22 protein-coding genes are annotated in these 17,243 nt (G+C 71.1%); 11 read left to right on the forward strand and 11 right to left on the reverse strand.

Annotated features, from left to right (window positions below; all coding sequences use genetic code 11):
- Positions 1–83: 83 nt before the first annotated feature.
- Both ACIA8L_RS43300 and ctaD read right to left on the reverse strand, forming a co-directional pair.
- Entirely contained in the window at positions 84–506 is a 423-nt protein-coding gene (locus tag ACIA8L_RS43300; protein ID WP_395914025.1) for a cytochrome c oxidase subunit 4, read from the reverse strand.
- A complete protein-coding gene (gene ctaD, locus ACIA8L_RS43305; protein ID WP_395914027.1) occupies positions 496–2,346 on the reverse strand; it encodes a cytochrome c oxidase subunit I in 1,851 nt (616 codons plus the stop codon). The genes ACIA8L_RS43300 and ctaD overlap by 11 nt, the downstream gene beginning before the upstream one ends.
- 108 nt (positions 2,347–2,454) lie before the next feature.
- On the opposite strand from ctaD, the gene ACIA8L_RS43310 reads away from it, so the two are divergent.
- From ACIA8L_RS43310 to ACIA8L_RS43320, 3 genes are all read left to right on the forward strand, one after another.
- Positions 2,455–2,637 (forward strand): antitoxin, encoded by a 183-nt coding sequence (locus ACIA8L_RS43310; protein ID WP_395914029.1) that lies wholly within the window; start codon positions 2,455–2,457, stop codon positions 2,635–2,637.
- 70 nt (positions 2,638–2,707) lie between these two features.
- A complete protein-coding gene (locus ACIA8L_RS43315) occupies positions 2,708–3,184 on the forward strand; it encodes a DUF4383 domain-containing protein (RefSeq protein WP_395914030.1) in 477 nt (158 codons plus the stop codon).
- Positions 3,185–3,195: 11 nt separating this feature from the next.
- Positions 3,196–3,492, forward strand: a complete 297-nt coding sequence (locus tag ACIA8L_RS43320) for a hypothetical protein (RefSeq protein ID WP_395914032.1) — start codon at positions 3,196–3,198, stop codon at positions 3,490–3,492.
- 8 nt (positions 3,493–3,500) lie between these two features.
- Here the strand turns inward: ACIA8L_RS43320 and ACIA8L_RS43325 are convergent, their stop codons facing one another.
- Positions 3,501–4,250 carry an STAS domain-containing protein gene (locus ACIA8L_RS43325; protein ID WP_395914034.1) on the reverse strand — a complete coding sequence of 250 codons (750 nt, stop codon included), beginning with the start codon at positions 4,248–4,250 and terminating at the stop codon, positions 3,501–3,503.
- 159 nt (positions 4,251–4,409) lie between these two features.
- Between ACIA8L_RS43325 and ACIA8L_RS43330 the strand changes: the two genes are divergently transcribed.
- Both ACIA8L_RS43330 and ACIA8L_RS43335 read left to right on the forward strand, forming a co-directional pair.
- A complete protein-coding gene (locus tag ACIA8L_RS43330; protein ID WP_395914036.1) occupies positions 4,410–5,531 on the forward strand; it encodes a SigB/SigF/SigG family RNA polymerase sigma factor in 1,122 nt (373 codons plus the stop codon).
- Positions 5,532–5,730: 199 nt separating this feature from the next.
- Positions 5,731–6,123 carry an SRPBCC domain-containing protein gene (locus tag ACIA8L_RS43335; protein ID WP_395914038.1) on the forward strand — a complete coding sequence of 131 codons (393 nt, stop codon included), beginning with the start codon at positions 5,731–5,733 and terminating at the stop codon, positions 6,121–6,123.
- Positions 6,124–6,221: 98 nt separating this feature from the next.
- Here the strand turns inward: ACIA8L_RS43335 and ACIA8L_RS43340 are convergent, their stop codons facing one another.
- Complete coding sequence (locus tag ACIA8L_RS43340) at positions 6,222–6,917, reverse strand: response regulator transcription factor (RefSeq protein WP_395914040.1); 696 nt, start codon at positions 6,915–6,917, stop codon at positions 6,222–6,224.
- Positions 6,918–7,005: 88 nt separating this feature from the next.
- Here ACIA8L_RS43340 and ACIA8L_RS43345 point away from each other — a divergent pair, with 88 nt between their 5' ends.
- The 4 genes from ACIA8L_RS43345 to ACIA8L_RS43360 are packed head-to-tail and all read left to right on the forward strand — an operon-like array spanning position 7,006 to position 10,479.
- Positions 7,006–7,977, forward strand: coding sequence for a D-isomer specific 2-hydroxyacid dehydrogenase family protein (locus ACIA8L_RS43345; RefSeq protein WP_395914041.1), 972 nt, complete (start codon positions 7,006–7,008; stop codon positions 7,975–7,977).
- Positions 7,970–9,010 carry a D-alanine--(R)-lactate ligase gene (vanA, locus tag ACIA8L_RS43350; RefSeq protein ID WP_395914043.1) on the forward strand — a complete coding sequence of 347 codons (1,041 nt, stop codon included), beginning with the start codon at positions 7,970–7,972 and terminating at the stop codon, positions 9,008–9,010. Before ACIA8L_RS43345 ends, vanA begins: the two co-directional genes overlap by 8 nt.
- Positions 9,007–9,663 (forward strand): D-Ala-D-Ala dipeptidase VanX, encoded by a 657-nt coding sequence (gene vanX / locus ACIA8L_RS43355; protein ID WP_395914045.1) that lies wholly within the window; start codon positions 9,007–9,009, stop codon positions 9,661–9,663. Before vanA ends, vanX begins: the two co-directional genes overlap by 4 nt.
- A gap of 48 nt (positions 9,664–9,711) precedes the next feature.
- Complete coding sequence (locus ACIA8L_RS43360; RefSeq protein WP_395914046.1) at positions 9,712–10,479, forward strand: OmpA family protein; 768 nt, start codon at positions 9,712–9,714, stop codon at positions 10,477–10,479.
- Here the strand turns inward: ACIA8L_RS43360 and ACIA8L_RS43365 are convergent.
- Positions 10,460–11,134 (reverse strand): alpha/beta hydrolase, encoded by a 675-nt coding sequence (locus ACIA8L_RS43365; protein WP_395914048.1) that lies wholly within the window; start codon positions 11,132–11,134, stop codon positions 10,460–10,462. The two genes, ACIA8L_RS43360 and ACIA8L_RS43365, sit on opposite strands and share 20 nt — an antisense overlap.
- Positions 11,131–11,595, reverse strand: coding sequence for an Lrp/AsnC family transcriptional regulator (locus ACIA8L_RS43370; RefSeq protein ID WP_395914050.1), 465 nt, complete (start codon positions 11,593–11,595; stop codon positions 11,131–11,133). Before ACIA8L_RS43370 ends, ACIA8L_RS43365 begins: the two co-directional genes overlap by 4 nt.
- Positions 11,596–11,696: 101 nt before the next feature.
- Between ACIA8L_RS43370 and ACIA8L_RS43375 the strand changes: the two genes are divergently transcribed.
- Positions 11,697–12,323 (forward strand): YitT family protein, encoded by a 627-nt coding sequence (locus tag ACIA8L_RS43375; protein WP_395914052.1) that lies wholly within the window; start codon positions 11,697–11,699, stop codon positions 12,321–12,323.
- Between the two features lie 150 nt (positions 12,324–12,473).
- Here the strand turns inward: ACIA8L_RS43375 and ACIA8L_RS43380 are convergent, their stop codons facing one another.
- Positions 12,474–12,671 (reverse strand): hypothetical protein, encoded by a 198-nt coding sequence (locus ACIA8L_RS43380; RefSeq protein WP_395914054.1) that lies wholly within the window; start codon positions 12,669–12,671, stop codon positions 12,474–12,476.
- Positions 12,672–12,771: 100 nt separating this feature from the next.
- On the opposite strand from ACIA8L_RS43380, the gene ACIA8L_RS43385 reads away from it, so the two are divergent.
- Positions 12,772–13,800 (forward strand): chemotaxis protein CheB, encoded by a 1,029-nt coding sequence (locus ACIA8L_RS43385; protein WP_395914056.1) that lies wholly within the window; start codon positions 12,772–12,774, stop codon positions 13,798–13,800.
- Between the two features lie 27 nt (positions 13,801–13,827).
- Here ACIA8L_RS43385 and ACIA8L_RS43390 read toward each other — a convergent pair whose 3' ends face one another.
- The 4 genes from ACIA8L_RS43390 to ACIA8L_RS43405 all read right to left on the reverse strand — a co-directional run bounded on the left by ACIA8L_RS43390 (position 13,828) and on the right by ACIA8L_RS43405 (position 17,231).
- Entirely contained in the window at positions 13,828–15,249 is a 1,422-nt protein-coding gene (locus tag ACIA8L_RS43390; RefSeq protein WP_395914057.1) for a carbohydrate-binding protein, read from the reverse strand.
- Positions 15,250–15,315: 66 nt separating this feature from the next.
- Positions 15,316–16,041 carry a substrate-binding domain-containing protein gene (locus ACIA8L_RS43395; protein WP_395914058.1) on the reverse strand — a complete coding sequence of 242 codons (726 nt, stop codon included), beginning with the start codon at positions 16,039–16,041 and terminating at the stop codon, positions 15,316–15,318.
- Between the two features lie 135 nt (positions 16,042–16,176).
- Positions 16,177–16,425: a zinc-ribbon domain-containing protein gene (locus ACIA8L_RS43400; protein WP_395914060.1), complete on the reverse strand. Its 249-nt coding sequence runs from the start codon at positions 16,423–16,425 to the stop codon at positions 16,177–16,179.
- 59 nt (positions 16,426–16,484) lie between these two features.
- Positions 16,485–17,231, reverse strand: a complete 747-nt coding sequence (locus ACIA8L_RS43405; RefSeq protein ID WP_395914062.1) for a CHAT domain-containing protein — start codon at positions 17,229–17,231, stop codon at positions 16,485–16,487.
- Positions 17,232–17,243 lie beyond the last annotated feature (12 nt).

Consider the following 17,243-nt stretch of genomic DNA (forward strand, 5'->3'; position numbering starts at 1 on the left):
GGACCACATTTGGTGACGCGAATATAGAACTGTGCCGCTCAATGGGCAAGCAGGACCACCAGGCGGACGGCGGCGATCGCGGGTCAGTCCGGACTGCGGGTGCTGCCGGTGTAGTACTCGAACAGCAGCCCCGCGGCCGAGAAGATCACCAGGACCAGGCCGGCGCCGGCCAGCCAGAACTGCCAGACCGCGATGCCGAAGGCGGCCGTGGCGGTGCCCAGGCCGACCAGGATCGGCCAGTACGAGTAGGGGCTGAAGAAGCCGACGTCCCCGGACCCGTCGGCCGGCTCGGCGTCCTCGCGGTCCTCCGGGCGCGGCGGCATCCGGCGGGAGATCAGATACCAGGAGCCGCCGATCATCGCGCACAGCAGGACCGACAGGAGCAGCGCGACCGTGCCGACCCGCTCCACGCCGCCGTTCATCACGTGGGTCAGCCAGGCGTAGACGCCGGTGACCACCACCAGGAAGCCGCCGATGACCGCGAAGACCCGCCACTCAGCCCTCATCGTCGAGCTCCTGGGCCGGGCGGACCTCGCGCTGCGGGCGGTCCCGGGCGATGTCGGCGATCTGCTTGCCGTACTTGTGGTCGAAGGCCGGCCGCTCCGAGCGGATGCGCGGCAGGAACTCGAAGTTGTGCCGCGGCGGCGGGCAGCTGGTCGCCCACTCCAGGGAGTTGCCGAAGCCCCACGGGTCCGCGACCGCGACCACGCGGCCGAACTTGTATGACCGCCAGACGTTCCACAGCAGGAACAGGGTCGAGATGCCGAGGATGAACGAGCCGATCGTCGAAATGGTGTTGAACAGCGTGAAGCCGTCCGTCGGCAGGTAGTCGGCGTAGCGGCGGGGCATGCCGCGGCTGCCGAGCCAGTGCTGGATCAGGAACGTCATGTGGAAGCCGACGAACATCGTCCAGAAGTGCAGCTTGCCGAGGCGCTCGTCGAGCATCCGGCCGGTGATCTTCGGAAACCAGAAGTACACCCCGCCGAACGCGGCGAAGACGATCGTGCCGAACAGCACGTAGTGGAAGTGGGCCACGACGAAGTACGAGTCGGTCAGGTGGAAGTCGAGCGGCGGGCTGGCCAGGATGACGCCCGACAGGCCGCCGAACAGGAACGTGACCAGGAAGCCGATGGCGAACAGCATCGGCGTCTCGAACGTCAGCTGGCCGCGGGCCATCGTGCCGATCCAGTTGAAGAACTTGATGCCGGTGGGCACCGCGATCAGGAAGCTCAGGAAGGAGAAGAACGGCAGCAGCACCTGGCCGGTGGCGAACATGTGGTGCGCCCAGACCGTCATCGACAGGGCGGTGATGCCGATCGTGGCACCGACCAGGCCCTTGTACCCGAAGACCGGCTTGCGGCTGAACACCGGGATGATCTCGGTGACGATGCCGAAGAACGGCAGCGCGACCACGTAGACCTCGGGGTGGCCGAAGAACCAGAACAGGTGCTGCCACAGGATCGGCCCGCCGTAGGCCGCGTTGTAGACGGTGGCGCCGAGCTTGCGGTCGGCCTCCAGCACCAGCAGGGCCGCGGCCAGCACCGGGAACACCAGGATGATGAGCAGCGCGGTGCACAGGATGTTCCAGGTGAAGATCGGCAGCCGGAACATCGTCATACCCGGGGCCCGCAAGGTGACGATCGTGGTGATGAGGTTGACCGCGCCGAGAATCGTGCCGAGGCCGGAAATCACCAGGCCCATGACCCACAGATCGCCGCCGACGCCGGGCGAGTGCTGCTGGGTGCTCAGCGGCGTATACGCGGTCCAGCCGAAGTCGGCCGCGCCGCCCGGCGTGGCGAACCCGCTCACGACCATGGTGCCGCCGAGCAGGAACAGCCAGTAGGACACCGCGTTGAGCCGCGGGAAGGCGACGTCGGCCGCGCCGATCTGCAGCGGCACCACGAAGTTGGCGAAGCCGATCACCAGCGGCGTCGCGAACAGCAGCAGCATGATCGTGCCGTGCGCGGTGAACAGCTGGTTGTACTGCTCCGGCGAGAGGAACTGCAGCCCCGGCCGGGCCAGCTCGGCCCGCATGAGCAGGGCCATGAAGCCCCCGAGGATGAAGAACGCGAAGGAGGTCACGAGGTACAGCACCCCGATCTCCTTCGCGTCCGTGGTGCGGATCAGCCGGGTGAACGCGGTGCCGGGCAGCGGCCGGTGGACCAGCGGCCCCTCGATGCGGGCCGGGCGCCGGTCCAGCACCGCCGTGGCCGTCCCCTCGCCGTGCGCGTTGCGGACCGGGTCGCCCTCGCGGTCCGGCGCGGCGTCGGTGCGGTACCGATGCGGCTCCGGGATCTTGATCGGCTGGGCGCCGCTGTCCGGTGGCGGCCCGGTCTCCTCGGCCATCGAAGCTCCTCGCAGTCGGCGTCGGGGCGCAACTGCCCGCCGCGGATCGCTCGAAACATCGGCCCGCCTGGCTTGGTTACCGCCGGACGCGACGGGTACCGGACCGGCATGAACGATTTCATGGACAAGGCCAAGCACCTCGCCGACCAGCACGACGACAAGGTCGACCAGGCCATCGACAAGGCCGGCGACCAGGCCGACCAGCGCACCGGCGAGAAGTACTCCGGGCAGATCGACAAGGGCGTCGACTACGCCCAGCAGCACACCGGCGAGGGCGACACCGACCGCTGAGGTCAAAACGTTTGGTGCCGGGGGTGGTGGTTACTGGAGCGGCGAACCGTTGTCGATAAAGGAGTTCGTCATGGTCAGCAGATCCGAATCGCGCGCCTCCGTGGCCGCGAGTGAGCGATCGACCATCCGCACCGTCGCCATGGCCGTGGGTGTTGTCTTCCTGCTCGTTGGCATCCTCGGCTTCATCCCCGGCATCACCACGGACTACGGCGACATGCGGTTCGCCGGCCACGACTCCGGCGCACACCTGCTCGGCGTGTTCCAGGTGTCGATCCTGCACAACATCGTGCACCTGCTCTTCGGCATCGCCGGCATCGCGATGGCCCGGCGCGTGGACACCGCCCGCCTCTTCCTCATCGGCGGCGGCGCCATCTACCTCGTGCTGTTCCTCTACGGCCTGGTCATCGGCCACGGCTCGGACGCCAATTTCGTCCCGGTCAACACCGCCGACAACTGGCTGCACCTGGTCCTCGGGCTCGGCATGATCGCGCTCGGCCTGATCTTCGCCCCGCGCGCCCGCCCGGTCGCCGGCGGACTCGGCCGCTGAGGGGTGCGGCGATGGCACGGGCGACGGTCGCGGCGTCGGGCGAGCACCGCGATGCCGACGGCATCCGGGTCCCGGCCGGCGAGGCCCACGCGTGGTTGGCCGGCCAGAACCAGACGGTGTGCGGGATGTCGCTGTTCCGGGCCCGGCTGCGCGTGTTTCCGCACGTGCCGTGGGAGTACCGGGACACCGACACCCTCAACCCGGGCGACGATGTGCGCTACATCTGCCCGCGTTGCCTGGCCGCGCTGCGGGGTCGCCCGCAGCGCGGCCGGCGCCGCAACTGGACCCGCACGTCACCGCGCCCGTAGCTCGGCGGTCAGCCGGAGCGGGGCCGGCGCAGCGAGGCCCACACGATCTTGCCGGTGGCCGTCGGGGCGCAGCGCCACGCGGAGGCCAGGCCGTCGACGAGCAGCAGGCCGTAGCCGGGCCCGTCGTCGTCGGGGGTGCGCAGCCGCGGGAGGACCGGGCTGCCGTCGCGCACCGCGACCACGAGGTAGTAGCGGCCCAGCTCGACCGAGAAGCCGATCTCCGTGCCGGCGTGCAGCACCGCGTTGGCGACCAGCTCCCCGGTCACCGCCTCGGCCGCCGTGGACAGCACGGTGACGTCCCAGGCCGCGCACGCCTCCGTCACGATCGCTCGGGCCGCCTCGGCCGACGAGCGCAGCGGGGGCAGGAACGCGTGGCGCCGGGTGGGCACCGGATGCGCGGCCCGCTCGGCCAGCGCATCCTGGAGCGACGCGCAGACGGGCAGCCGCCGGCACACGATGACCCGCTGCAGGGCCGCCGCCAGGGCCGGCGAGGGTCCGCAGAGCACGAACGCGGCCCCGGCCGACGACGCCCGCCGGGCCAGCATCGGCAGCACCGACAGCGCCAGATCGGGTCCCGGCCGCAGCCGGGCGACGTCGAGCAGGACGAGGTCGGGCCGGGCGGTCAGGGCCTTCGCGACGGCCTGGCGGAGGGTCGCGGCGCCCGCCGCGTCCAGCACACCGCGCGGGCTCACGACGACGATCGGATAGTCCTCCGTGACGGGGCATCTGAAGCCCCCGCCGACCCCTGTCCGTTCCACGGCACCTCCCGGGTTCGGCCGACGTCCGATCCTGCCGCAGGCCAGACGTGGTGTGCGCCCGTCTACCCCGGACCCGTTCTCCCAAACTGCAAGTTGCCGCAATGCATACCCTCCGACAAATTTGTGTCGGGGCATGCGATTCGGGTACCGCGCACCTCGATGACCATCACCATCGCGCTGTGGCCGTACCACGACGAGGACCGTTTCGAGGTCCGCGGCGCAATGGACTTCGCCGCCGCGCCGCGCCTCCGCCAAGTGATCTTCGACCGCCTCGACCGGGGCCGCCGGCACATCGTGATCGACCTGACCCACGTCCGGCTGATCGACGCCGGCGCCATCCGCGTCCTGCTGTACCTCCAGCAGCGCGCCGAGCAGCGGGGCGGCTCCCTGCGCACCCCCGGCGCCCGCGGCGCGGCCCGGACCGCCCTGGAGATCGCCGGCGCCGCCAAGCAGCTCGGCGCCCACGAGGACGTCACCTTCGGCGACGGCCCCTACGAGTCGCTCGCCACCGGCCCGATCACCACCGGCTGGCCGCCCGCCGTGACCGACGACCTCATCCGCCTCCACGCGGCCGCGCACTCGCCCGCGCAGCACCGCCGGCTGCGCACCACGATCATCGAGACGTGCATGCCGGCCGCACAGCGCCTCGCCCACCGCTACACGCGCTCCACGGAGCCGATGGCCGACCTCGAGCAGGTGGCGTACCTCGGCCTGATCAAGGCCGTCGACGGCTTCGACCCCGGCCGGCTGATCGAGTTCGGCCCCTACGCGGTGGCCATGGTCACCGGCGAGCTCAAGCGCCACTTCCGGGACCGGGCCTGGACGGTCCGGGTGCCCCGCCGGCTGCAGGACCACTGGCAGGCGATCAACCACGCCTGGGACGAGCTCACCGCCCGCCTCGGCCATCCGCCGACCGCCCGCGACCTGGCCGGGCGCCTCGGCATCGACGTCGAGGAGGCCGCCGAGGCCCTGGAGGTCGGCCGGACCTACCGCCCGCTCTCCCTCGACCTGCCGGCCCACGCCAACCAGGTCGAGTCGGCCACGCTCCTCGACCACCTGGGCGCCGAGGACCCGGACCTGGACGGCGTCGACAACCACGAGTCGCTGCACGTGATCATGACCGGCCTGCCCGAGCGCGCCCAGCGCGTGCTGGCGCTGCGCTTCTACGGCGGCCTGACCCAGCACGAGATCGCCGCCCGGCTGGGCCTGTCCCAGATGCAGATCTCACGCATCCTGCGCCAGTCCCTGGCGACGCTGCGCCGCCGCCTCGAGGAGTCCTGAGGCGCGCCCCGACCGGCCCGTCAGCCGGCGCCGTGGGCCCGCCGCCACAGCTCCAGCAGCGCGAGGGGCAAGAGCCGGTTGGCCTCCGCCTGGTCCACGATCTTCATCGCCACAGGTCCTCCCAGCGGCGCCTCTTGCCAGGTCCGGCGGGTGGAAGCAATTCGTTTTCGCCCGACCCGGCGCGGGTAACGGGCGCCCCATGGGGATCGATCGCGCGTACGGGTTCACCGCCCCGCCCGAGGTGGTGTTCGGCAACCTCACCGACCCGGCCCACCTGGACCGCTGGCTGCCCCCGGGCGTGCACGGCGAGCCGGCCGGGTCCGGCGAGGTCCGCCTCCGCGCCGGCGGCGTGCAGGTCCGCTGCGTCGTCGCCACCACGCCGGAGGACATGCGGCTGCAGTGGCACCTGGCCGACCGCGACGACGTGCGGGGCACGGTGCAGGCCCTCGACGGCCCGGCCGGCGGCGCGCAGCTGCGCGTGCGGGTCTCGGCGCCGGACGCGGCGCTCCCGGCCGGGCGGGCCGAGCAGCTCCTCGCCGACGCGGTCGAGCGGCTGCAGCGCGACGTCGAGGACAACCTCACCGCCGGCTGAGGGCTGGCGCCCGTCGCCCGGCCGGGATGGGAGCGGGGCGGAGTCCAGACCTCCCGCCCAGACCGGCCCGGCGCCGCTGCGCAGTTGCGAACCAGGCCCTACTCTCGCGTGGCGGCCTCAACGGTGGCGGCGGGCGCGGTCTCGATGCGGTAGCCGCCGCCGGCGACGGTGCCGATGAGCGCGGGCTCACCGAGGCGCCGGCCCAGGGCCGAGATCGTGATGCGCACGGCGTCGGTGAACGGGTCGGCGCGCTCGTCCCAGGCCCGGGCCAGCAGCTCCGCGGCGCTGACGACGCCGCCGCCGGCGGTGACGAGGACCTCGAGGACGGCGAACTGCTTGCGGGTCAGCGCGACCGGCCGGCCGTCGCGGTGCACCTCGCGGCGCACCGGGTCCAGCCGCAGCCCGGCCAGCTCGTGCACCGGCGGCCGGTCGCGGCCGCGGCGACGGTACAGGGCGCGTAGCCGCAGCACCAGCTCGCGCAGCTCGAACGGCTTGGTCAGATAGTCGTCGGCACCGAGCTCGAGGCCGGAGATCCGGTCGTCGAGCCGGTCGGCCGCGGTGAGCATGAGGATCGGCAGGCCGCTGCCGGAGGCCACGACGCGCTTGGCGATCTCGTCGCCGGAGGGGCCCGGGATGTCGCGGTCGAGCACGGCGATGTCATAGTCGTTGCGGGCGAGCATGTCCACGGCGGTGTCGCCGTCACCGGCGATGTCGGCGGTGATCGCCGAAAGCCGCAAACCATCGCGGACGGCCTCGGCCAGGAACGGCTCGTCCTCCACGATCAAGACCCGCATCCGCTCGATCCTACGAGCGGCGGTATATTGCCCGCATATCAGAATCTGCATACGGCGGAGCAACACGTTGGCGTTTTCACTGGAACGTATGACCTTGAGCGGTATGACCATCTATGGGTGCGAGCCGGACGAGGCTGCCTTGTTCGAGGCCCTGGCACCCCAGTATGGGGTCATGCCGAGAATGACCGATGAACCGGTCGGCGAGGACAACGCCGAGCTGGCCCGCGGCCACCGGTGCATCAGCGTCGGGCACAAGACCAAAATCACCGACGAGACACTGGTGGCGCTGCGCTCGGCGGGCGTGGAGTACGTGTCCACCCGCAGCATCGGCTTCAATCACATCAACGTGCAATTCGCCGAGAGCATCGGCATCAAGGTCGGCAATGTCGCCTATTCACCCGACAGTGTCGCCGACTACACGCTGATGCTGATCCTGATGACGATCCGCTTCGCGAAGTCGACCTTCGCCCGCGCGGAGGTGCACGACTACCGGCTGCACGACGTCCGCGGCCGGGAGCTGCGTGACCTGACCGTCGGCGTGATCGGCACCGGGCGCATCGGCGCGGCCGTCATCGACCGGCTGCGCGGCTTCGGCGTGCGGATCCTGGCCTACGACAGCGTGCCGAGCACCGCCGCCAACTACGTCGCACTGCACGAGCTGCTGCGCCAGAGCGACATCGTCACGCTGCACACGCCGCTGACGCCGGAGACGCACCACCTGCTGGACCGCCGCCGGATCGAGCTCATCAAACACGGCGCGATCATCATCAATACCGGCCGCGGCCCGCTGATCGAGACCGAGGCGCTGGCCGACGCGCTGGAGACCGGCCGGCTGGGTGGGGCCGCGCTGGACGTGCTCGAGGGCGAGGAGGGTATCTTCTACGCCGACTGCAGCAACCGGCCCTTGGAGCACGAGCTGCTGCTGCGGCTGCAGAAGCACCCGGGTGTGCTGATCAGCCCGCACACCGCGTATTACACCGACCACGCTTTGAGCGACACCATCGAGAACTCCATCATCAACTGTGTGAAATTCGAGAGCGGGGACCACCAGCATGGATAAGTTGCGGATCGGCATTCTGTTCGGCGGCACGGGCGAGGAGCACCCGGTCTCCGTCAAGTCCGCGACTGAGGTGGCCAAGCACCTTGACACGACCCGCTACGAGCCGTTCTACGTCGGCATCACCCAGGGCGGCGAGTGGAAGCTCTGCGACGGCCCCGGCCCGGACTGGGAGAGCGGCACCACCCGCCCGGCCATCGTGTCGCCGGACCGCAACGTGCACGGCCTGCTGGTCCTGCAGGACGGCCGCTACGAGACGATCCGCCTCGACGTCGTGCTGCCCGTCCTGCACGGCAAGCACGGCGAGGACGGCGCGATGCAGGGCCTCTTCGAGCTCGCCGGCATCCCCTACGTCGGCTGTGACATCGGCAGCTCGGCCCTGTGCATCGACAAGGCGCTGACCTACCTGGTCGTCAGCCACGCCGGCATCTCCACGCCGACGTTCACGATCGTCACGGCCGACGAGAAGGTCGACGGCGACGAGCTCACCTACCCGGTCTTCGTGAAGCCGGCCCGCTCCGGCTCGTCCTTCGGCGTCACCAAGGTCTCGGCCAAGGAGGAGCTGGCCGAGGCCATCGAGACGGCCCGGCAGTACGACTCCAAGGTCCTCATCGAGGGGGCCGTGCACGGCCAGGAGATCGGCTGCTCGGTCCTGGGCAACGACGGCGACCTGATCGTCGGCGAGCTCGACCGGGTCGCCCTGACGCACGGCTTCTTCCGCATCCACCAGGAGGCGACGCCGGAGACCGGCTCGGAGAACTCGGCGTTCATCGTCCCGGCCGACATCCCGGCCGAGTCCGCCGCGCTGGTGAAGCAGACGGCTCAGGCGATCTACCGGGCCCTCGGCTGCCGCGGCCTGGCCCGGGTGGACATGTTCCTGCTCGAGGACGGCTCGGTCACGCTCAACGAGGTCAACACGTTCCCCGGCCTCACCTCCTACAGCCGCTACCCGCGGATGATGAACGCGGCCGGCCTGCCGCTCGGCGCGGTCCTCGACAAGCTGGTGGCGCTGACCCTGACCGGCACCGCCCGATGACCGACGACTTCGTCTACATCGACGAGTTCGTGCCCGGCGTCCGCTGGGACGCCAAGTACGCCACCTGGGACAACTTCACCGGCAAGCCCGTGGACGGCTACCTGGCCAACCGGGTCGTCGGCACCCGGGCGCTGGGCACCGCGCTGATCCGCGCCGGCGAGCAGGCCAAGGGCCTCGGCTTCGGCCTGCTGATCTGGGACGCCTACCGCCCGCAGCGGGCCGTGGACAACTTCATCCGCTGGTCGAAGGAGCCCGAGGACGCCCGGATCAAGGCCCGGTTCCACCCCAACATCAACCGGGCCGAGATGTTCGAGCTGGGCTACGTCGCCACCAAGTCCGGGCACAGCCGGGGCAGCACGCTCGACCTGACGCTGTTCGACCGGCGCGACGGCGCCCTCGTCGCGATGGGCGGCGACCACGACCTGATGGACGTGCGCTCCCACCACGGCGCCGAGGGCATCACCGCGGCCGAGACGGCCAACCGGCAGACGCTGCGGACCATCATGGAGGACTCGGGCTTCAACGCCTACGAGGCCGAGTGGTGGCACTACACGCTGCGGGACGAGCCGTATCCGGACACCTACTTCGACTTCCCCATCACCGCCAACATCACCGACACCGACCCCGCCCGGGTGATCGTGGCTGTCGGTTAGCCGTCCATCACCGGCCATGCCCGCGTAGCGCCCTTACGCTGCGCGGGCATGAGACTGCGACAGTCCGTCGGCGCCGGCGCGCTGGTCCTCCTGCTCGTCGCCGGGTGTGACTCCGGCCCGTCGGCGGCCGGCCCGGCATCGGCGACGACAACTGCTCCGGAGGCCTCGGCCACGGAGGCGGCCGAGCCCGCCGAGTCCGTCTCGCTGCCGCCCGGCGCGCAGCCGGGACTGGACGACCTCAACGGCGACAGCACCCCCGACCCCACCTGCGGCCAGCAGGACTTCGGCGGCGGGCTGGTCCTGCGTATCCCGTGTACCGTGCCCAACCCGAACGACCCCGAAGACGGCGTCCGGCTGGTCAAGGACTCGCTCTACCGCCTGCCGGCCCTGGACGCCGACCTCACCGGCATCTCCGGCTCGCTGGTCACGGCCCGCGACGCGGCCGGCAAGAAGGTCGTCATCGTGGTCTTCAACAGCGACAACCTCTTCGCCACCGGCTCCGACCAGCTCAGCGAGAACAACACCCTGGCCGCGGTCATCACGTTGATCAACGCGAAGTTTCCCGGCAGCACCATCCAGGTCCGCGGCCACACCGACACGACCGGCACCGCGGCGAGCAACCAGGCCCTGTCCGAGCGCCGGGCCGGCACCGTCAAGGGCTACCTGACCGGCCACGGCACCAGCGCGGCGGCCGTGACGTCGGTCGGCCTCGGCAGCAGCCGGCCCCTGGCCGAGGAGACGAACGCCGACGGCTCCCCCAGCCTGCCCGGCCGCGCCTTCAACCGCCGCGTCGAGATCAGCCTGCGCCGGCCGTGATCGCCGCGGCCACCGCGGCCGGGTCGACGAGCTGGTGGAAGTGCTCGCCCGGCAGGTGCGTGACGGGCCAGCCGCGCTCCCGGGCGTCCTGCGCGACCACCGCGTAGCCCGGGCTGAACAGCACGTATCGGCACGGGTGCCGGGTCCAGGCCGGCGGATTCGGCAGCGGCTCCTCGTAGAACCGCAGCGGCAGGCGCACCTGCTCGGCCGACACCGCCGCCCGGGTCTGCGCGTCCGGAAACAGCGCCGCGACCTCCTCCTCGGCCCACCAGTCCGTCCAGCGCGGCAGGAGGCCGCCGACCGCCATCGCCCGCAGCTCGTCCAGGCGCTGCGGTGGCGCGGCCCGCGTCGGCCCGGCCCGGGCCGGGAGGGCGGCCTCGACGAACACGATCTCGGCGACCGGGCGCGGCGATGCCTCGACGATGGCCGGCACCAGGCGACCGGCGCCGCTGTGCACCACCAGGCGCACGGGCTCGTTCGGGAGGGTGGCGGCGGCCGCGGCCACCATTTCCGCCACGCGCGGGGCGTATGGCGGGTCGCGATCCCACACCGCGGCCAGGGACGGGACCGCGGCGAGCGGCAGGCGGGCCGCGACCGGCGACCAGGACCGCGGGCCGAACAGGGGGCTCGGCACCAGCAGGTGGGCGGCGGTCATACGGCGGCCGTCCGGTGCTCGAGGAGGGCGCGCAGGCGCAGGGGCATCTCCTCCTTCAGGGAGATGACCGTGCTGGTGCGGACCACGTCCGGGATCTGGACCAGGGTGTCGGAGATGCGGTGCAGGTCGTGGGTGTCGCGTGCCACGACCTTCAGGAGCAGGTCGGCCTCGCCGGTGGTGGCGTGGACCTCGATCACCTCGGGGATGTCGTGCAGGGCGGCGATCGCACGGCGGGCCGTCGTCTGGCTCAGGGAGACCGACACGAACGCGGTCAGGCCGCGGCCCAGTGCGGCCGGGTCGACGCGGCGGCTGAAGTCGCGCAGGGCGCCGGTCGTGCGCAGGCGCTGCAGTCGGGCGTGCAGGGTGTTGCGGGCGATGCCGAGGCGGTGGGCCAGGGCGAGGGTGGTGACGTCCGGGTCGTCGTCCAGGGCCAGGAGGATGCGGGCGTCGAGGCTGTCCATGGTGAGCATTTTGGCACTCGCGCGGGCACTGGCAGTACAATATGCGCAGTAGCTTCTGCCTCTGTTGCGCAGAACGGAGTGCGCGACGCACGCTGGGCGGCATGAGCGTGACCTCTGCCGCGCCGGCGTCCCCGGCGCTCCGGCACACCCTGGTCGACGACGTCCTCGGGATCGTCACCGGGACGTTTCTCGCGTCCGCCGGGCTGTTTCTGCTCGCCGCCGGCGGGGCCGTCACCGGGGGCACGGCCGGCGTCGGGCTGCTGCTCGGGCACCTCGTGCCGGTGCCGTTCGCGATCCTCTACGCGGCCGTGACCCTGCCGTTCGTCGTGCTCGCGGTCGTGCGGAAGGGGTGGCGGTTCGCGCTGCGGTCCGGGATCGCGGTCGGCCTGGTCGCGCTGTTCACGCTGGTGCACCCGCGGGTCGTCGGCGTGGACTGGATCGATCCGCTCTACGCGGCGCTGGCCGGCAACCTGGCGGTCGGGGTCGGGCTGCTGATCCTGTTCCGGCACGACTCCAGCCTCGGCGGGTTCAACGTCGTGGCGCTGGTCTGCCAGGAGCGGCTCGGGTGGCGGGCCGGACACGTGCAGCTGGCCCTGGACGGGGCCGTGATCCTGCTCGGCCTGCTGGTCGTGCCGGTCCGGACCGTCGCCGTGTCGGCGCTCGGGGCGGTCGTGCTCAACCTCGTCATCGCCCAGAACCACCGACCCGGGCGATACGTCACGCGCTGATTTGGTTGACCGCCGGAGCGGCCGGGTAGCGGTCGGCCGTGCGACACATCGATTCCTGCGCCGTCTCCCGACGGATGGGTCGCATGCTCCTGATAGGTGCCCGGCCGGGCCCAGTCCACCCCGGCCGGGTGTCCTGCCACGCATCGGGGTTCAGGGGTTGAGGGCCGTCTCACCGTCGTAGTCGAACACCAGATACGCGTGTCCGCCGGTGGTGAGCCGCCGCCTCGAGAGGGTGTAGCGGTAGAGGAGTTCGTCGATCTCGAACTCGACCACCACCGCGTCGCCGGCGTTGACCGTCGCGCCGTCCCGCGGGCCACCGATCAGCACCGCGTTGTCATCCGTGACCATTGGCGCTCGATGCCCGGGCGGCATCGAATCAAACGAATTGCCCGCCGGGCCCGGATGACGGTTGTTTCGGCGGGGGTACCGCCGGGAAGGTCGAACGCTTATGACGGAGGATACGGTGGCCCATCGGGACCTGGTGGTCGTCGGCGGGTCGGCCGGAGGGCTCGACGCGCTGTGTCGCATACTCGCCGACCTGCCCGCGGACCTCCCGGCCGCCGTTCTCGTCGTGCTGCACATCCCGTCGGAGGCGAAGACGTTCGCCGCCGACGTCCTCGGGCGGTGCGGGCCGCTGCCGGCCTCCCCCGCCGTCGACGGTGAGCCGATCGAGCCCGGGCGGATCTACACCCCGGTGCCGGACCGGCACCTGCTCGTGCACGGCGGGCTGATCCGGCTCAGCCGCTCGGCGAAGCAGAACCGGGCCCGGCCGGCCGTGGACGCCCTGTTCCGCAGCGCGGCCCGATGGTACGGGGCGCGGGCGGTCGGTGTGGTGCTGTCCGGGGTGCTCGACGACGGTGCCGCCGGGCTGGCCGCGATCGCGCAGGCCGGTGGGGCGGCGATCGTGCAGGACCCGCTCGACGCCATGTACGCCGGGATGCCGTCCGCCGCGCTGGCCGTGACACCCGCCGCGCAGGCCGCCGCGACCGCGACGCTCGGAGCCGCCGTCGACCGGCTGGTGCGCGAGCCCGTCGCCTGGGACGGCGCCGCCAAGCCCGATCCCGAACTGGTCACGGAGGTAGCCATGGCCGAGAGTGAGCGCGCGGCCGCCACCACCAAGTCCCTGCCGGGCCGGCCGGTCGGCATCAGCTGCCCGGACTGCACCGGCGGGATGCGCCTCGTCGGCACCGCACCGGCGATCCACTACCTGTGCCACGTGGGCCATTCCTGGTCGCCGCACACCCTCATCGCCGCCCAGCAGGAGAAGGTCGAGGCGGCGCTGTGGACCGCGGTGAGCATGCTGGAGGAGCAGGCCCACATCCACCGCGACCTGGCCAACCGGGCCGCCGCCGGCGACGCCGGGCGTACCGTGGCCCATCAGCTCGCCGCGGCCGACGAGATCCTCGGGGCCGCGGCGGTGATTCGCAAGCATTTCCCGGAGCTGCTGCCGGAGGAGCTCCGCTGGAGCGGGGAGTGACCGTTCCCGGCCACTCCCCGCGCTGTTTCACTTGCGGAAGACGAACCAGTCGACATTCACGAAGTCGGCCGGCTGGCCGCTGGTGAACCGCAGATACACCGTGTGCTTTCCGGTGACCTGCGCGACGAGATTGCCGGGCACTTCTTTGAACGTGCTCCAGCCGCCCGTATTCGCGATCGAGAAGCTGCCGATCGGGCTGTTGTTCACATTGTCGACGCGGACCTCCACGGTGCCGCTGACTCCACCCGCCGCGCCGCTGGAGACGCGGGCCAGGAAGTCACGCGGGGATGTGGTGCCGAAATCGACGTTGTTGTACTGCGCCCAGTCCCCGTTGGCGAGGTAGCCGATCTGGTCCGAGCCCGCGACGACGCCGGACTGGGCGTCGTAGGCCTCGGCCTGGATGGTGGCGTAGGCGCTTCTTCCACCCCCGCCCGACGTTGTCTGTGTGGGTGTGGGTGTGGTCGTCGTGCCGCCGCCTCTGCTGTACACGGCGACGTAGTCGACCAGCATCGGCACGCCCGAGGCGGTGGCGCTGGTCGGCGTCGAGTAGCCCGCGACGCCGTTGGGGAACGAACCGCCCATGGCGAGGTTCAGGAGGATGAAGTACCCCTCGTGGCTCGTCATGTCCGACCAGTAGGAGCCGACCTGGTTCTGGTTGACCGAGTGGAACTGCACGCCGTCGACGTACCAGCGCAGCACCTGGGGGCTGACACTGGTGTCCCACTCGATCGCGTAGGTGTGGAAGTTGCCCTGGCAGTTGCTGCCCGGGCAGGCGCGCACGGCGCCCAGGCCGGTGGTCTCGTTGCAGGGGCCGCCGGGGTTGACGCCGCAGTGCAGGGTGCCCCACACCTGGTTGACGCCGTTGACGTTCTCCATGATGTCGAGCTCACCGATGCCGGGCCAGTTCCAGTAGTTGCCCCGGTAGGGCGAGCCCAGCGCCCAGAACGCCGGCCAGTAGCCCGCGGCCGCGCCGCCGGTCACGTTGGGCATCTGCAGGCGGCCTTCGATGCGCAGCACACCGCCGGACGGCGGCTTGAAGTTGGTGCGCTTGGTCTCGATCCGGCCCGAGGTCCAGCTGGAGCCGCTGCGGATCGGGGTGATCCGCAGGTTGCCGGAGCCGTCCAGGGCGATGTTCGACGTGCTGGTGGTGTAGGACTGGATCTCCCCGGTGCCGAAGTTGGCGGGGCCGCCGGGGTACTGCGTGCCGGTGACGAAGTTCCAGTTGTTCGACGACGGGAGCGTGCCGGCGGCGCCGGTGAAGTCGTCGCTCCACTGCAGGGTCCAGCCCGACGGCGTCGTGGGGATGGAGGCGTAGGCGTTCACGGTGACGGCGGCGGCACCGAGCAGCACCGTGGCGGCGGCGCCGATGAGCAGGAGTCGCCGCTGGCGGCGCGGCGACTCGTGGGCGGTGCGCCGCTGGCGGTGCGGCGACCTGAGGGCGGGTTGCATCGAGAAACCTCCAAGAAGCGTCGTGAGAGCGCTCTCAAACGTTTCTAGACGGTTACCGAATCGCTGTCAATCGTCGTCTTTACTGGTCAGAATGTTAACTGTTTCCGCATTCACCATCGTCAAGATCTCATTGAGAGAGCGCTCTCTGAATAGCTCTCCCGCCCCTTCGAGAAGATTGACGAGCGAATTCGCGGCCGTGCGGCCCATGTCGGCCCACTTCGGCCGGGCGACCGTGAGACCCGGTCGCAGCAATGGCCCCACCCCGGACTCGTCATATGCCGCGACATCCAGGTGCGGGGCCGCGCGTAACACGCCGTCCACGAACTGCGGGGCCGCACAGACGATCGCGGTCGGCGGATCAGCCCGGTCGAGCAGTTCCCGGGCCGCGCGGTAGCCGTCGTCATCGCCACCCGGCCCGGCCGCGGCGATGGTGGCCACCTGCCGGTGCCCGCGCTCGCGCAGGTGGGTGACGAGCGACTGGACGCCGGCCGCGCGGTCCGTCCACACCGCGGAGACCCCGGCCGGCGGTTCGTGCGCATCCACGAGCACAAGGGGGTACAACCGCGGCGTTTCGTCCGTTCCGATGAGGATCGCGCCGTCCACGTCCGGCGGCACGACGCCGGCCCCGGTGCCGAACCGGACCACTCGCCCGCGCCGCTCAAGCGTGTCCACAATGGACTCGACCACGATGCCGTAGGGCCCGCTCAACGCGTGCGGACAGCGCACGAACACCACCCCGCCGGCCCGGCTCCGAACGCCTGCCGCCGCGACGAGCAACGCCGGGTTCTGCATGCTGCCCTACCCCCTTGAGAGAGCGCTCTCCGCGCCTTCTGACTGGTGAATGTCGGGCGCTTGAGAGCGCTCTCAACGCTTGCGTTTGTACGCGGACCGCGCAAGGGGTGTCAAGACAGCGGGTCCGAGCCCGGGTCAGGAACCGGCTGGAGCGCGCAGCCCGTCCGCCTCGGCCGCGCTGATTTTCGGGCGCGCCCGGCAGGCCGGATTCTGGCACTCGACGGCGTAGCGGACCCGGATCGGAAAGAGCGGGATGAAGAACAGGCTGAACTTGGTGACGTCACGCAGCAGTAGCATCCGGCCGCCCGCCCCGCACACGCGGCAGACGAGCGCCACCCACCGCAACACTTCCGTCTTCGTCCGGAACCCGAAGATGACCAGCACGACCCCAAGGCTACGCGGCCGCGGGTGGCGCGGCCGCGCCGAAGGTCAGGTCCCGGCGGTCAGACCATGATCGCCTCGTCGGCGTCGGCACCCGGGCGGACGAACAGCTGCGGGACTTCGTGACCGGGCATCCCGTGCAGCATCAGCGCGGCGACGCCCTGATTGAACGCAACCCGGACCGACCGGCCGAAGCCGAGCGCCGAGTAGAACGCCGCCGCGAAGACCGTGGCCGCCCGGTCGTCGATCGGCGCGTCCATGCCGATGATGAAATCGACATGGAGCCCGATCGCCTGTGCCTGGGCCGTGGAGTAGCAGGCGTTCAGCAGCACGACCCGGATCTCCTCGGGTGTGGAGCCGAACACCTGGGCCAGCGCCGCGGGCGTCACCGGCTGCTCGCCACCGTCGGCCGCGGCCAGCAGGATCTCGCCGGACTGCCGTCCGTGAGCACTGAAGTGCACGATGTGCGGCCGATGCTCGTTGATGGCCTGCAGGAGATCGGCCGGGCGCACCGCCCACCTGGTGATCAGCTCGAAGTCGTCGCGGTCCCGGGACAGCCGCAGCTTCTCCGTGATCTCCCGGGCCTCGTCACCGAGCGCCAGCCGCGTGGTGGGCTGAGGGTTGGCCGCCAGCAACAGGATCCGGATGCGCCGGTCTCTGCCGCCGACGGACCGGAACCGGGCGGAACCGGCCGAGGGGTGAAATATGACGTCGCCGTGGATGGCGCCGGCCGCGACCGTGCTGTGCCCGCTCGCCGTGATGTTCTGGACGAACGGAGCCGGCGGATCGGGCTGGTCGGCCTCACGCACCCTTACCTCCAC

This window comes from Dactylosporangium sp. NPDC051541 (assembly GCF_044454505.1).
GTDB lineage: Bacteria > Actinomycetota > Actinomycetes > Mycobacteriales > Micromonosporaceae > Dactylosporangium.

Excerpts from the sequence above, each read along its gene's own strand:
- ACIA8L_RS43320 (WP_395914032.1), top strand. The coding sequence starts at position 3,196 with ATGGCACGGGCGACGGTCGCGGCGTCGGGCGAGCACCGCGATGCCGAC.
- ACIA8L_RS43330 (WP_395914036.1), top strand. The coding sequence starts at position 4,410 with ATGACCATCACCATCGCGCTGTGGCCGTACCACGACGAGGACCGTTTC.
- ACIA8L_RS43390 (WP_395914057.1), bottom strand. The coding sequence starts at position 15,249 with ATGCAACCCGCCCTCAGGTCGCCGCACCGCCAGCGGCGCACCGCCCAC.
- ACIA8L_RS43375 (WP_395914052.1), top strand. The coding sequence starts at position 11,697 with ATGAGCGTGACCTCTGCCGCGCCGGCGTCCCCGGCGCTCCGGCACACC.
- ACIA8L_RS43345 (WP_395914041.1), top strand. The coding sequence starts at position 7,006 with ATGACCTTGAGCGGTATGACCATCTATGGGTGCGAGCCGGACGAGGCT.
- ctaD (WP_395914027.1), bottom strand. The coding sequence starts at position 2,346 with ATGGCCGAGGAGACCGGGCCGCCACCGGACAGCGGCGCCCAGCCGATC.
- ACIA8L_RS43380 (WP_395914054.1), bottom strand. The coding sequence starts at position 12,671 with ATGGTCACGGATGACAACGCGGTGCTGATCGGTGGCCCGCGGGACGGC.
- vanA (WP_395914043.1), top strand. The coding sequence starts at position 7,970 with ATGGATAAGTTGCGGATCGGCATTCTGTTCGGCGGCACGGGCGAGGAG.
- ACIA8L_RS43365 (WP_395914048.1), bottom strand. The coding sequence starts at position 11,134 with ATGACCGCCGCCCACCTGCTGGTGCCGAGCCCCCTGTTCGGCCCGCGG.
- ACIA8L_RS43335 (WP_395914038.1), top strand. The coding sequence starts at position 5,731 with ATGGGGATCGATCGCGCGTACGGGTTCACCGCCCCGCCCGAGGTGGTG.
- ACIA8L_RS43370 (WP_395914050.1), bottom strand. The coding sequence starts at position 11,595 with ATGGACAGCCTCGACGCCCGCATCCTCCTGGCCCTGGACGACGACCCG.
- ACIA8L_RS43360 (WP_395914046.1), top strand. The coding sequence starts at position 9,712 with ATGAGACTGCGACAGTCCGTCGGCGCCGGCGCGCTGGTCCTCCTGCTC.
- ACIA8L_RS43385 (WP_395914056.1), top strand. The coding sequence starts at position 12,772 with ATGACGGAGGATACGGTGGCCCATCGGGACCTGGTGGTCGTCGGCGGG.
- ACIA8L_RS43310 (WP_395914029.1), top strand. The coding sequence starts at position 2,455 with ATGAACGATTTCATGGACAAGGCCAAGCACCTCGCCGACCAGCACGAC.
- ACIA8L_RS43300 (WP_395914025.1), bottom strand. The coding sequence starts at position 506 with ATGAGGGCTGAGTGGCGGGTCTTCGCGGTCATCGGCGGCTTCCTGGTG.
- ACIA8L_RS43315 (WP_395914030.1), top strand. The coding sequence starts at position 2,708 with ATGGTCAGCAGATCCGAATCGCGCGCCTCCGTGGCCGCGAGTGAGCGA.
- ACIA8L_RS43395 (WP_395914058.1), bottom strand. The coding sequence starts at position 16,041 with ATGCAGAACCCGGCGTTGCTCGTCGCGGCGGCAGGCGTTCGGAGCCGG.
- ACIA8L_RS43340 (WP_395914040.1), bottom strand. The coding sequence starts at position 6,917 with ATGCGGGTCTTGATCGTGGAGGACGAGCCGTTCCTGGCCGAGGCCGTC.
- vanX (WP_395914045.1), top strand. The coding sequence starts at position 9,007 with ATGACCGACGACTTCGTCTACATCGACGAGTTCGTGCCCGGCGTCCGC.